Raw genomic sequence first — 14,421 nt, 5'->3', positions numbered from 1 at the left:
CTCATGGTTCTGGGAAATGTCCCAGTTTCTTTCTGTTTTACCAATTTAACATTCTGATTATACAATACTGGGATTTTGATTGCAAGGAGGAACATATACGGAAAGCTTTGAGGACTTTATTCTATACTTAATTGAACTGTTAATGTTCAATAAGGTATGATTCAACACTCTTCATTCATAATGATTTCAATCAGCAGACTTGTAGTCTGAGGATCAAATTGCTTCCCGGCATTTCTTTTAAGTTCAAGTATGGCCTCTTCAATAGTCATAGCTTTCCTGTATACACGGTCATTTGTTATTGCATCAAAGGCATCTGCCACTGCCAGGATGCGGCAGACAAGAGGAATTTCTTTCTCTTTTAGTCCCCGGGGATAACCCTTTCCGTCCCAGCGCTCGTGATGAGAAAGAATAAAGTCAGCAACAATTGTAAGGTCAGGGGTTGCCTGGGCAATACGGTAACCAATTTCGGGATGGCGCTTCATTTCATCCCACTCTTCCGGTGTGAGAGAACCGGGCTTCCGCAAAATATTTGGATCAATACTAACCTTACCGATATCATGTAAAAGTGCAAGCAGGGAAAGGTCATCCATATCTTTAGAGGAAAGCCTCAGCTTTCTCCCTATAGAATGACAGTATTTCTCAATCCGCTTTGAATGCTCTTCCGTTTCATTGCTCTTTTCATAAAGAGTAGCCAGTAAGGTGCTGATAATAGCATTCCGATGGCTCTTTCCATCTAAGAGCTTCTGATGATACATATATTTTTCAGCATACTGCAAGACGTCCTGAATATTGCTTTCCATCCTGTCTTTACTTGCGCATCCGAGGGATAAGCTGAGGGACAGGCTGCTCTCATTTATTGGAATCTGAATATCTTTGAGTTTCTGGATAACTGTTTCAGCAGTGTTCAAGCTTGTACGGGGCATCACAACAACAAATTCATCACCGCCCCAGCGGGCGATAACGTCATCTTTATTGCAGTTTTCTGTAAACAATGAAGCGACTTGTTTCAGCAGTCTGTCCCCAGTGCCATGCCCAAAAACATCGTTTATGAGTTTTAAGCCGTTAACATCTCCCATAATGACGGAAATCGGCATATTTTCTGCTGCATCCATACGACCAATAAGTTCATCTATGTAACGTCTGTTGTAGAGTCCGGTCAGGTGATCGTGATAGCTTAAAAATTCAATTTGTCTGCTATGCTCTTTCTCGCCGCTGACATCACGAAATACCATTACAACACCATTTATCCGCCCATCTTCTGATTTTATAGGGGCGGCACTATCCATAATAGGGATGCACCAGCCATGCCGGTTTATTAGTTCTGTATGATTTGCAAGTCCCACAATCCGGCCTGTCTTGAGTACTTCCTGTACGGGGTCCTCAACCCGCTGTCCGGTATATTCATTTTGCAAAGTAAATATTTCGTTAAAGGGCCTGCCCAAAGCCATATTATCCCAGCCTGTTAATTCCTGGGCAACAATGTTGAGGCTGGTGATGATGCCATCATTGTCTGTCGTGACTACACCATCTCCGATGGAGTACAGCGTTGTTCTTAGCATCTCTTTTTCCTGCAATAATTCTTCACGGTAGCGTTCCCGGTCTGTCACGTCAAACAAAATGGCGTAGAGCAGTCTCTGCCCTCTGCCTATAACAGGAGAGGCATAGACGTCTAAAAGCCGGGTTTCTCCGCTTCTGAGGCGGTGCGGGGCAGCAAAAAACAAAGCCTCTCCATTTAATGTACTTTGAAAACGTTCATCCTGCAGCTCCGGAGGTAAAAGATTAAACTCCTGAACATTGTGTCCTAATACCTCTTCTTTTGTATAGCCAAAATAGCTGCATATAGCAGGATTCGCATCTACAATTTTTCCAGTCAGGGAATCAAAAACTACTTTAAGGGCACAATGCTGTTCGAACATGGCCTGAAAACGTCTGTTTAGTGCCTCATGTTCCTCCCTGATATTTTGAAGTTCTGAAACATCCTGGCTGGAACACAGGAGGTAACGTACTTTCCCTTCATCGAATATGGGAGTCAATTCCGTCTGCCAGATCCGGCTTCCCGGTGAAAAGTTAAACACCTGTTCATAGCGGACCGGCTGGCCAGTATTCACGCACTGCTCATAATACTTGATAAGTTTTCGTCCCACTTCCTCACCAACAAGCTGTATGGGGGATAACCCTCTGATATTGTTAAATCCTGTAAGGCGCTGATGAACAATATTATTGAGGACGTATTGGAAACCATTCTTAGTATATTCCACAAGGCTGATGGCATCATGGGTATTATTGAAAATTATATTCAAATCCTTCAGCAATGGAATCAAATCTTCTTTTTGACTGGTTACAGCCTCTTCTTTGTAAGGATGTTGAATAATAACCATAAAGGATGTATTGTCCGAGGGTATAACCGTCATTTTAAGATACCGTTTAAACTCCTCGAACCATTGCACTGTTTCCTGGGTTTTTCCCGACCGTGCAGCATTTTCAAGATATAATGGCCAGGAAAACACTGTAGGGTCTGTATGGCTGAAAATCTCGGACACTCTCTTATTTAACACATGCTCCCTGTTCCATCCTGTCAACTCTTCAAAAGCCGGATTTATATCCAGCAGTGTATAGTTCTCAATCTTATTAGGACTGTCTGCAGGCAGCTTTAAATATCCAATGCCAAAAGACGGGGTATCTGGGATGTTTTTAACTTCAGGTATACTCATATTTATCGTCCCTTCTGTATCAACAGTGCAATAGGTATGGAGTATTTTGGGTGATTTTGAATCTGCTCTTAGACCGCCCTTGTATAGTCTTTGAGCCATTCCTGTTCTTCTTCTGTCAGATGCGGAGCTATAAGCTCGTAAACCTTTTTATGATAATCGTTCAGAAGTACTTTCTCTTTTTCGGTCATCAACTCCGGATTAATGGCATCTAAATCGATGGGAACAAATGTAACAGGTTCAAAATGCATGAACTGACCATATTCATTTTTTACCCCTTTGCATACTAACAATTCATTTTCTATACGAATACCATGTGAATCTTCAATATAGATCCCCGGCTCATCTGTAATAATCATGTTTGCTTCAAATGGGCAGGTTTCATGAGGGCGGTATTGCCAGCGGAAACCTGTAGGAGGTTCATGGATATTTCCAAGGTAGCCTACACCGTGTCCGGTTCCGTGGTTATAGTTTAAGTTTTGCCTCCAGAAAGGTTCCCTTGCCACATAATCAAGATTCATACCAATACAGCCATAAAGAAATCTCGCATCTGCCAGATTCAGCATACTTGCAGCAACTGCAGTAAAATGATCCTTTTCTGTCTGGCTGACCTCACCCAGAGCAATTGTCCGTGTAATATCTGTAGAGCCTTCATAATAATGTCCGCCTGTGTCTGTCAGGAACAGTCCCTCTTCTTTCAGTTCTATGTTCGTCTCAGGAGAAGAAGAGTAATGCACAATCGCTGCATGCTCTTTATAGGCACAGATTGGCTCAAAGCTGGGCCACAGGAAATTTTCCTGCTGTCTGCGGAATTCTTCCAGTTTATCAGATGCGCTAAGCTCTGTGATTTCTATTTTACCTATGTTCTTTTTCAGCCAGTACATAAACTTTGTATGCGCTATGCCGTCTTTAATATGAGCTTTTTTAATATTTTGAACTTCAACATCATTCTTAACGGCCTTCATAATAATAGTAGGATTTTCCCGCTTAACGGTCTTGGCAGCTTTAGGAATATTATTATAAAGTGCATAGTTCATTCGTTTGGGATCAATCAGGATGACATCATCTGCCCCAAATGTCCTGACAGCTTCATAAACATCGTTGTATGCATGTATGCAAACCTGATTCTTTGCAAATTCTGCTTTAATCTCATCATTAAACTTACGTTCATCAGCATAAAGCTCCACAGAATCCATCTTTACAATCGTATAGGAAAGGAGCAGAGGAAAATACTCTACATCATCTCCACGCACATTCAAAAGCCATCCGGTATCATCTAAGCTTGTAATAATATGTGCATTCGCACCAGCTTCCCTCATTTTGGCTCTCACACGCTCCAGCTTAGAGGCGGTTGTCTCACCGGCATATTTTAAATCCAGCAAAAATGCAGGTTTTTCTGATAAAGCTGGCCTGTCTGTCCATATGCTGTCTGCCAGATCACCGTCATAAACAACGCTTCCGCCTTTTGCAGCAGCAATATCAGCATAAGCTTGTCCCTCATCCACTCCTACTGTGCGGCCGTCAAATCCAATCACACCGCCATTCGGAAGTGATTCTTTTAAATATTCTTCAATCGTAGGGACCCCTGGCTCTCCAGCTTTGCGGAGTGCAACTCCGGTCCCTTCCATCTGCAGGGCAGCCTGAATGAAATATCGCCCGTCTGTCCACATACCGGCCTCATCTTTTGTAAAAACAGCCGTTCCCGCAGACCCGGTAAACCCGGTCATAAAAGCTCTCGCCTTAAAGTGTTCCCCAACATACTCACTTTGGTGATAATCTGCCGTAGGGATAACATAAGCATCAATCCCCTTCTCTTCCATTAACTGGCGAAGCCTGTCAACTCTTTCTGAAACTTTCATGAAAAAACCTCCTTTTCTTTCAATACAAAATAGTATATCACTATTTATCTTGTAATACAATTTCAGCAGAGAAATGTTTTGCCATATTTGATTGTGTTTTTGTCCGACCTGTTTAAAATAAAAATTAATTTTTAATGATTTTAGTGTATATTATCTAATTAGAAATAGCAAATATGAAAATGAATGTTTTGATATTTTTTTAACAATAAATAAATATAGTAGATATTAGGAATTGAAATATAAATTTTAAATTTTATGTTATTTTTATTCATTTTAGGTATAATAATACAATGGAAAACTTATAAAAAGTGTATAAAAATTTATTAAAAAAGTATTAAAATTTGTTTGTTCTTTTGTATAAACTATGGTACAATCTTTTCGTGGAGAAAATTTTGACAAAGGAGGTTTTTCTAATCATTTTAGAGAATATCTGGTATGTATTCTCATCAATATTTTGCACTATATTGTGCTAAAATTAAAAGCTAATTGGAGGGTTTTTATTATGGAAGCAACAAAAAAGAGGAAACCTTTTGGTTTTTACGTATGTGCCTTAGGTTTCACATTTGAGCGTTGTGCGTTCTATACAGTAAAATATTTGCTGGCAATTTGGATCGCAACGAATGCAGCAGGCGGCGGCCTTGGGCTGACAGATGCTAAAGCAGCATCTATGTCCGCTATTTTTGTAGCAGCTACTTATATTACACCAATTATCGGTGGATATATTGCTGACTACTGGTTAAGCCCGAGAATCTGTGTTATCACAGGTATGATTTTAATGGGCATTGGTTACTTATGTACATGGCAAGCGAAATCCACTACACTTGTATGGGTGATGATTCTCTTTGTGGCAGTTGGAACTGGTTTATTTAAAGGAAATTTATCTGGTGTAAATGGCCTGTTATTTGAAGACAAGGATGAGTTGACCGAAGCATTCTCCATCCAGTATTCATTTGTAAATATCGGTTCATTCGTCGGAACAACATTTGTTGTGCTTGCAGTAGGCCCGATGGGATATAATTTTGTATTCCTGCTCTGTGCAATCTTCCTTTTTGTAGATGCAATCTGGTTTGGGTTAAATCAAAAAGCATTGGGTGATGCAGGTAAAAAACCATTCAAGCATGACCAGAGAAAGTTCATTGACAGTAAAAAGAAAAAGGCTGAAGAAACACAGCCTCTTACAACAAGTGATAAGAAACGTATCCTTGCTATTGTCCTGGTTACTATGTTTTCAATCGTATTCTGGGTGGTATGGTATATGGCATATATGCCTGCATACTTCTATTTTGGATATGGTGATGGTGCAGACTTCCTGAACCGTGCAAACTGGTATATCGGAAGCTGGCAGGTTCCTACATCCTACTTTGACTCTCTTAATGCAATCACATGTATCATTCTCGGACCAGTACTTGCTGGTGTTTGGGCAAGACTTGCAAGACGTCCTAAGGGCGATTTGAGTATGTTCAAAAAGACATCTCTTGGTATGATTTTAGTCGGATGCTCTTTCGTAGCTATGGTACTTGCTGATATCATCAGAGGCGAAGGTCAGGCATCACTGCTTTGGATTATTGTAATCGCATTATTGATGTCAGTTGGTGAGATGGTCTTCTCTCCTCTTGGCAACTCTTTTATTACAATGTTTGCACCTGCTAAGGTATTAGGCTTGTTGCTGGGACTCTGGCCAATCGCCGTGTTCTTTGCAACCATGATTTATCCGGCACTGTATGCTTTCCTGAAGACAGTTCCATTCCAGGCGGGATATGGTTCAGTTGCAGCCGTTGTAATCATTCTGGGTGTTATTCTTTGGCTTATGAGCGGTAAGCTTGATAAACTTGCTGAAGAAAAATAATATTAAAATAAAGTGGACCGGTGCAGCATTACTGCACCGGTTCTTTTTATCTTCGGTTTCTAAACTGTACAGGGGTCATATGATACATTTTCTTAAACACTCTGTTGAAATGCTCTACGTTTTGATATCCCACCGATTCAGCAATACTTTCTACCGTTGTATTATTGCTCTTTAGCATTGCCCGTGCCTTTTTCATCCGTATTTCCTTTAAGGTATCCCCAAAAGTCATCCCGGATTTTTCTTTAATGTATTTTGACAAATAAGGTTTGGTAAGGAAAAACTTTTCAGATAAATCATCCAGGGTCACATCCTTGTAATTTGCATAAAGATAATTTGTAATTTCTAATAATCTCTCATCTTTACAACTCTCAGAATTCTTAATCTCGTCGATTTTGTTGACAGCTACAACCAATGCTTCCACAGATGCTTTAATAATATCTGCATCAATACCTACACCCCAGTATTTCTTTTTATTGTACACTACCCCTACATAAGCAACCGCTTTAGAGGAAGAGCCTTTCGTCAGGGAATGTTCCTCGTAAAATGCCAGCTCATAATTAATGTCAAAATAATGTTTGATTGCATTGCTTACTGCATCCAGGCGGCCATTCCCCACGCCTGTAATCACCCGGTCAGCACTTGCGTGGTGAATGACAGCTTCTGCCAAAATACCGTTTTCTTGTTTATAGTGACACTCATCTACTGTAAAGACTGGTTTTACAGTAATATAATTATCTTCAAAAATTTGATAAATCCAGTCCGGACTCAGCTCCTTATGGGCCTTATCTGAGACATCCTTTACAATATACCCCACTTCTTCTTTCATCTTATCCGGAAGGTTGATACCAAAATTCTGCTTTAGTATGTAATTAACCCCGCCCTTGCCAGACTGGCTGTTAATCCTTATTACGTCAGAATCATATCTCCTGCCTACATCCTTGGGATCAATTGGAAGATAAGGTACTGTCCAGTGACTATCCCGCTTTTCCTCTCTCCACAACATTCCTTTGGCAATTGCATCCTGGTGGGAGCCTGAAAAAGCAGTAAATACCAAATCTCCCGCATAAGGCTGGCGCGGAGATACTTCCATTCCTGTGAGTCTTTCATACACCTCACATATTTCGCCCATATTAGAAAAGTCCAGTTTTGGATCTACGCCGTGGGAGAACATATTCATTGCAAGGGTGATAATATCCGCATTACCGGTTCTTTCTCCGTTTCCAAAAAGTGTACCTTCTATACGGTCGGCTCCTGCAAGAATTCCCAGCTCGGCATCGCTGACACCGCTACCTCTGTCATTATGGGGATGAAGGGAAAGCAATACATTTTCCCTATACAGGAGATTCTTATGGAAATATTCCACCTGACTGGCAAATACATGAGGCATAGCTATTTCTACAGTAGTGGGAAGATTAATGATGGCCTTGTTCTCCTTGGAAGGTTTCCATATATCAAGAACTGCATTACATACATCCAGTGCATACTCAACCTCTGTCCCCGGAAAACTTTCCGGGCTATATTGGAAGGTAAAGTTTCCTTCTGTCTCTTCTGCCAGCTTTTTCAGCAGTTTTGCCCCATCAACTGCAATTTTTTTGATTTCTTCCGGAGTCTTTTTAAATACCTGCTCCCTCTGGGCAATGGATGTAGAATTATAAACATGTACTACCGCATGGGGGGCACCTTTTACTGCCTCAAAGGTTCTTCTGATGATATGTTCCCTGGCCTGTGTCAGAACCTGGATTGTTACATCCTCAGGAATCATATTCTGCTCAATAAGAGTTCTCAAAAACTGGTATTCTGTCTCAGAAGCTGCCGGGAAGCCAACTTCAATTTCCTTAAATCCCACATCCAGCAAAAGCTGGAAAAATTCAATCTTTTCGTCCAGTCCCATAGGTTCTATCAAAGCCTGATTTCCATCTCTCAAATCTACGCTGCACCATATTGGAGGGGCAGTGATGGAATCCTTTTTCACCCAATCAAAAGCGGGCTTTGGCGGCATGAAATACATCTTCTTATATTTCTCAAAATTTCTCATGATGACATCTCCTTATATTTCATCAAACTAATTGTCTTTTTTTATCTTCCCCCATAGTAACATAAGAAGCTGTCATTAACCAGTGACAAAATTAATCATTTTTATTGATATATTTTAATTTAACTAAATATCTTTTAGGAAATACATACCAAAAACTGTTTTTATATACCATTTTCCAGTCTTTTCGGGTATGCTGCATTGCGCAGTAATATCATAAGTTTTTAATTGTTCTCCATTCAGTGTATATTGTATCTCGCCTACTTTCTGTCCTTTTTTAATGGGAGCTTCTGCTGCTTCCTCCTTTTTCCATTGCATTTCCACTTTTTCATTATCCTTCAGAAGCATTTTCCATTCCTTGTCTTCACCCACTACAGTAAGCGGAATTTCAGTTTCTGTTTCAAAAGGAGATTGACTGTCAATTCCGTTATAAACCTTCAAAGTGCCTGGTTCTACATCCTGCCAGATGTTTTGATATTGATAACGCTCCAGTCCATAATTCATGAGTGTTTTCGTATCCGACCATTTATAGCTTTTGTTATTTGGCCATCCACAGGCAAGCAGCGTTACAATAAAAGTTCTTCCATCCCTTTCCAATGCACCCACATAACAATAGCCCGCATCGCCTGTGAATCCTGTCTTGCCTGAGAGTGCTCCGTCCATCATCTGCAAAAATGCATTGTGGTTTGTGCAGGAGTAGGAACGCTTTCCGGAGCAGTCTGTAAACTGGTAATTGGCTGTTTTCGTAATCTCCAGAAACATATCCTTCCGGGGTGACTCCATAATACAGTACTTCATGATTCTTGCCAGATCTTCTGCGGTGGTATGATGGCTTCCATTTTCGTCTGCCGCATCAAGACCGTTTGGTGTGATGAAATATGTATTCCGGCATCCCAGTTCTTTTGCTTTTGCGTTCATCATATCTGCAAAGCCTTCCACACTTTTTCCGATATTTTCCGCAATAATAACAGCCGAATCATTATGGGATTCCAGCATAAGAGAATATAACAAATCTCTGAGACGCAGTTTCTCCCCCTTTTTCACTCCAAGATGTACCTTAGGCTGGGATGCCGCGTAAGCGCTGACTGTCATTTCATCATCCAGCTTCCCATATTCCAGGGCCAGAATACAGGTCATAATCTTCGTTGTGCTGGCCATAGCCTTCTCCTGCTGTCCATTTTTTGAAAATAAAATACGCCCGCTGTCCGCATCCATCAGGACTGCCGACTGGGCGTATAAGTTTTCTGGTTCTTCTGTCTCTGCCCGGACCTCCTGCATTTGCATTTTCATGCCGGGAAGTCCTGTAAAAAATGTGATACAGCAGATTAGAAGAAGTGCCGTAATTCTATTCTTTTTCCTGCTTCTTGCCTTTTTAGTCATGCTGCGCACTCCACAACATACGATATTATTAGTATTTATGTAGAAACCTATCCGGGTAGAACCACATTTCTTGCAGTTTGGCTATAAACAAGCATTTCATCAGACATCCAGCTTTAACTGTATCTCATCCTCTGCCTCTTCTTTAAAATGCTCTACCTGTTCCGGATTGATTGTGGGCAGCTCGTCCAGTGACTGAATACTAAATCTGCGGAGGAATTCTTCCGTTGTTCCAAACAGCAGCGGCCTGCCGGGGGCATCCATTCGTCCCACTTCTTCCGCGAGTCCATACTCCACCAGTTTATTTACGGCGTGGTCTGATTTTACTCCCCGTATTTTTTCAATTTCCAGTTTTGTGACGGGCTGTTTATAGGCTACAATAGAAAGGGTTTCCAAAAGAACATCTGTCAGGACATACTTTTTCGGCTGCCGGGCAATTTGTATGAGATATTCATACATTTCCCTTTTCGTGCACATCTGGAAGGAATTGTCCAGTTCAATGATACGGACTCCCCTGTCCTCCCTCTCATATTTATCCATCATATTATAAATGATTTTCCTGGCTGTATTATCATCATGTCCTATTACCGCCGCAATTTTGGAAAGCTCCACAGACTCCCCCATTGTAAAAAGAATTGCTTCGATAATACCTTGCAGTTTTTCTATTTCCATATCTATTTCCATCCTTTTCAACTTAGCGGGTCAAGAGTGGGCTTGCCGCACTCAATCATGATATCTCCGCATATTTCCTCCTGTTCTACCCGAATTGTCCCCAGCTTCATTAACTCCAGAACTGCCAGGAAGGTTACTACGATATGCATTTTACTCTTCTGCTCTTCAAGAAGCTGGCGGAAGCTGAATTTTTGATGAGAACGGGCATAATTTTCCACATAGGACAACTTCAAAGGGAGAGGAACTTCTTCTTTTTCAATTTTGCCGAATTTACTTCTTACCGGATCTATTTTATCTTCTTTGCGTTTCATGACATCCTGAAAAACCTGATTCAATTGTTTTAAGGTCAGGTCAGCTAAAAGCAGACCTATATCCACAGGCTCCACATACTCCATTACTTCCGCAGGAACCGTAGGTGCCTTATATAGGACCTGGTCTGCATTAAGGTGTCTGTCTTTTAACTCATAAGCCATATATTTATACATTTTGTACTGAAGAAGCTGTTCTACCAGCTCCTGCCGGGGGTCCTCTTCCTCTCCGTCCTCATTTACCTCTTTGGGCAAAAGCATTCTGCACTTGATATCCAGCAGAGTAACAGCCATTACAAGAAATTCACTCATGACATTCAGATCTTCCTTCTGCATGCCGCGGATGTACTCCATGTATTGGGCCGTAATATCTACAATGGGGATATCGTAAATATCTATTTTATTTTTATCAATTAAATGTAGCAGAAGGTCCAAAGGACCTTCAAACACTTCTAATTTTACTGGTATTCCCATACTTTCCCTCTCCTACTTATGTATCTTAGACTTGGTATTTTCAAGCCTTAGATACAAAGTACATCCTGTTGACTTAGGCGGGGTTCTTTCACGCCTTAGTGACATGGATGTTTCTATATTTATGCATCGTAAGCTTGCACAAGACATTCTTATTCTTTTGTAAAAGGCTGCAGGCTGATGACGACAATTTCCGCATAATTACAGAAACGCAAATTAATTGTGTGGGTGCCCAGCCCCTTGCTCACCGCGATGGCCTGATTCCCTTCCTGAGTCATTTCACCTGAATACTTGGGGAACAGCACAGCCTGAGGCGTAATAATCCCTCCAAGGCCGGGAATACGTATAATGCCCCCATGCAAATGTCCCGACACGGTCAAATCAGCACCCCACTCCTTATAAGCCGGAAAAAAGACCGGATTGTGGGCAAGCAGTATATTGTATTTTCTTTGATCTGATTGTTGTATACAACTGCAGATGTCCTCTGCTGCTACCTTATGTTTCCTGAACTTTTTATAAGTCTTCATAGGAAGCTCCAGCCCGGATATACGCACACAAAGTCTGTCCAGCATAAACTCCTCTGTTTTATTTTCCAGAAGACGGACACCTGAGCTTTGAAGTGCTTTTTTATAACTATTGTATGCACTCTGCTCGTATTTCTGAGGATGTTCCTTTAAACGCTGCTCATGATTTCCAAGAGAATAATACACAGGACAGATGACCGGAAGCCTGGTAATAAGGTTCAGTGCCTCCTGGAAGGAGTAACTTTCTTTTCCTACCAGCATGTCCCCTGCAATCAGAATCAGATCCGGCTTTTCCCTGCGTATAGCTTCTAATAACTCCTTGTTCTGGTCCCCATATACCTTGTTATGCAAATCTGCCAGCAGAATCACCTTTTTTTCTGTATTCAGCAGGTGAAATTTCGGTACACACAAAGAATACCGGGTAACTTTAAAAAAGTGCAGTTCCCGTTTTGCTTCTACGAAGAAAATCAGAAGCAATACAGCTATGATTATCATTTTAATCATGATGGCTTCCTTTTACAATTACAATTCCCGAACTGGTCCCCAGTCTGTCGGCACCTGCACGGACCATGGCCTGGGCCGTCTCCAGTGTCCGGATTCCGCCGGATGCCTTGACTCCCATAACCGGACCGACTGTTTTTCGAAGCAGGGCAACGTCCTCTATTGTAGCGCCATCTGTTGAGAAACCGGTGGATGTCTTCACAAAATCGGCTCCTGCTTCTTTGCATATTCTGCATGCATATTCTTTTTCATCATCTGTGAGAAGGCATGTCTCAAGAATTACCTTTACAATAGCCCTATCCCCGGCAGCCTCCACAACGGAGGCAATATCCTGCTTTACATAGTCCCAGTCCCGGCTTTTAATCATCCCCACATGGATGACCATGTCAATTTCGCCGGCGCCGTCCTCTATCGCTGAAAGTGTCTCGCCCACCTTCCCGTCTGTGGACATGGCTCCCAAAGGAAAGCCTACAACTGTGCATATCTTTACTTCGCTGTCTTTTAAAAGCTGTGCACAGTAATATACAAAACTGGAATTCACACAGACAGAATGGAAGCCATATTTCATGGCCTCCATACAAAGCTTTTTCACATCTTCCTTTGTTGCATCTGCTTTCAAAATTGTATGGTCAATCATTTTTGCAAAATCCATTTTTATCCTCCATTTATATATCGAACTTCCCTTTATCAGCAATCCTTACCTTCTTGAACATTAGTAGTTCAAGAAGTATATAGTCTTATACTATCCTACCATTTTTTCAGGGTAAATTCAATTTTTTATTTTAAGTAACAATTCTCATTTTGAGAATAAGAGACTACGTCCTGAATTGCTCCATTATTTTCTTGAAGTAATCAATTAGTCCGGCTTTTTTTACATTTTTAGAGACAATAATGTCTACTTTACCGATTTTTTTCCCGTCCATCTCATATATCAGATTTCCAACAACATCTCCCTTTTTCACAGGTGCTTCCAGACTTTCTGCAATGTTTACTTTTTTTGTGATGCCTGCCAGGTTTGCGCCTGTTGTATCAAGATACCGGAAGGTATCGGCGTATTCACAGGGCACCATATCTTCTACACCGCCCTTTACTTCAATATCTTTCAACTGCTGCGGGTTTTCGTCTTTATAGAGCTGGCATTTTCCGAAACCATAACTTAACAGGGTTGTGGCATCCTTAAATCTGGCTTTGGAGTCTTCTGCAGCCATAATAACTGCAATCATTTCAATATCATTTTTCTTTGCAGTTGCAGAAACGCAGAATTTTGCCAATCCTGTGGAGCCTGTTTTTAATCCTGTAGCATACTCATACTGTCTGACCAGCTTGTTTGTGTTCGTAAGCCCAAATTCTGAAGTCCCTTTTTTTGTCGTATGGGTGATGTTCTCCATCCATATCATACAATAGTCCTGGATTTTCGGGTACTTTAAGATCAGCTCCCTTGACATTAGGGCAATATCTCTGGCACTTGTTACATGTCCGTCAGCATCCAGTCCGTTGCAGTTGACAAAATTGGTATTTTCCATTCCAAGTCCTTTTGCCCGCTCATTCATCTGTCTGACAAATTCATCTTCACTGCCGCATATGTATTCTGCCATTGCTACGCATGCATCGTTGGCACTGGCAACGGAGATACATTTGAGCATCGTTTCTACGGTCTGCGTCTCTCCCGGCTCCAAGAACACCTGTGAGCCTCCCATAGAAGCAGCAAATTCAGAAACGGTTACCTGATCTTCTAATTTGATTTTTCCTGCTTCCAAAGCATCAAAAATCAGCAGCATGGTCATAACCTTTGTTACGCTCGCAGGCGGACGCGGTGTATCCCCATCTTTCTCATAAATAACTTCCCCTGTAGAAGCCTCCATCAAAATTGCGGACGGTGCGCTGATTTCGGGCCCCGCAGTTTCTGTATCCCCGGTATTTTCTGCGACAGTTTCCTGTGCTTCTGCTGTATCTTCTGGAACCGTTTCCTGTGTATCCTCATAGACAATATATTCTTTCGCCGGCATCGCATATACATTCTGCATACATAGGAATGCACTTAAAATTACCGCCAATACTTGTTTCATAGAAAACTCCCTCTACTATATCGTCTATTACCAATATAGTAGAGGGAGGGGGAGATT

The 14,421-nt window shown here is 41.4% G+C and carries 10 protein-coding genes; 1 reads left to right on the top strand and 9 read right to left on the bottom strand.

Annotation, left to right across the window (positions count from 1 at the left end):
• Positions 1-161: 161 nt before the first annotated feature.
• Both A8805_RS02170 and A8805_RS02165 read right to left on the bottom strand, forming a co-directional pair.
• Positions 162-2,810, bottom strand: coding sequence for a PAS domain S-box protein (locus A8805_RS02170; RefSeq protein ID WP_242992224.1), 2,649 nt, complete (start codon positions 2,808-2,810; stop codon positions 162-164).
• The gene (locus A8805_RS02165) at positions 2,780-4,567 is read right to left on the bottom strand and encodes an aminopeptidase P family N-terminal domain-containing protein (protein ID WP_109708557.1); all 1,788 of its coding nucleotides are present in this window, start codon (positions 4,565-4,567) and stop codon (positions 2,780-2,782) included. The genes A8805_RS02170 and A8805_RS02165 overlap by 31 nt, the downstream gene beginning before the upstream one ends.
• A 502-nt stretch (positions 4,568-5,069) precedes the next feature.
• Between A8805_RS02165 and A8805_RS02160 the strand changes: the two genes are divergently transcribed.
• Positions 5,070-6,413, top strand: a complete 1,344-nt coding sequence (locus tag A8805_RS02160) for a peptide MFS transporter (RefSeq protein WP_109708556.1) — start codon at positions 5,070-5,072, stop codon at positions 6,411-6,413.
• A gap of 46 nt (positions 6,414-6,459) precedes the next feature.
• Here the strand turns inward: A8805_RS02160 and A8805_RS02155 are convergent, their stop codons facing one another.
• The 7 genes from A8805_RS02155 to A8805_RS02125 all read right to left on the bottom strand — a co-directional run bounded on the left by A8805_RS02155 (position 6,460) and on the right by A8805_RS02125 (position 14,364).
• Complete coding sequence (locus A8805_RS02155) at positions 6,460-8,448, bottom strand: 2-isopropylmalate synthase (RefSeq protein WP_109708555.1); 1,989 nt, start codon at positions 8,446-8,448, stop codon at positions 6,460-6,462.
• A gap of 123 nt (positions 8,449-8,571) precedes the next feature.
• Entirely contained in the window at positions 8,572-9,825 is a 1,254-nt protein-coding gene (locus A8805_RS02150; RefSeq protein WP_109708554.1) for a D-alanyl-D-alanine carboxypeptidase family protein, read from the bottom strand.
• A 99-nt stretch (positions 9,826-9,924) separates the two neighbouring features.
• Positions 9,925-10,494 carry an SMC-Scp complex subunit ScpB gene (gene scpB / locus A8805_RS02145; RefSeq protein WP_109708553.1) on the bottom strand — a complete coding sequence of 190 codons (570 nt, stop codon included), beginning with the start codon at positions 10,492-10,494 and terminating at the stop codon, positions 9,925-9,927.
• Positions 10,495-10,511: 17 nt separating this feature from the next.
• Positions 10,512-11,276, bottom strand: a complete 765-nt coding sequence (locus A8805_RS02140) for a segregation and condensation protein A (protein WP_109708552.1) — start codon at positions 11,274-11,276, stop codon at positions 10,512-10,514.
• Between the two features lie 149 nt (positions 11,277-11,425).
• Positions 11,426-12,301 carry a metallophosphoesterase gene (locus tag A8805_RS02135; RefSeq protein WP_109708551.1) on the bottom strand — a complete coding sequence of 292 codons (876 nt, stop codon included), beginning with the start codon at positions 12,299-12,301 and terminating at the stop codon, positions 11,426-11,428.
• Positions 12,294-12,950: a deoxyribose-phosphate aldolase gene (gene deoC / locus A8805_RS02130; RefSeq protein ID WP_109708550.1), complete on the bottom strand. Its 657-nt coding sequence runs from the start codon at positions 12,948-12,950 to the stop codon at positions 12,294-12,296. The genes A8805_RS02135 and deoC overlap by 8 nt, the downstream gene beginning before the upstream one ends.
• A 163-nt stretch (positions 12,951-13,113) precedes the next feature.
• Complete coding sequence (locus A8805_RS02125) at positions 13,114-14,364, bottom strand: D-alanyl-D-alanine carboxypeptidase family protein (protein WP_109708549.1); 1,251 nt, start codon at positions 14,362-14,364, stop codon at positions 13,114-13,116.
• Between the last annotated feature and the right edge of the window lie 57 nt (positions 14,365-14,421).

Source organism: Faecalicatena contorta (genome assembly GCF_003149105.1).
Classification (GTDB): domain Bacteria; phylum Bacillota; class Clostridia; order Lachnospirales; family Lachnospiraceae; genus Muricomes; species Muricomes contortus_C.
The sequence above is the reverse complement of the archived record's forward strand: the minus strand, read 5'-3'. Positions and strand labels throughout refer to the sequence as shown.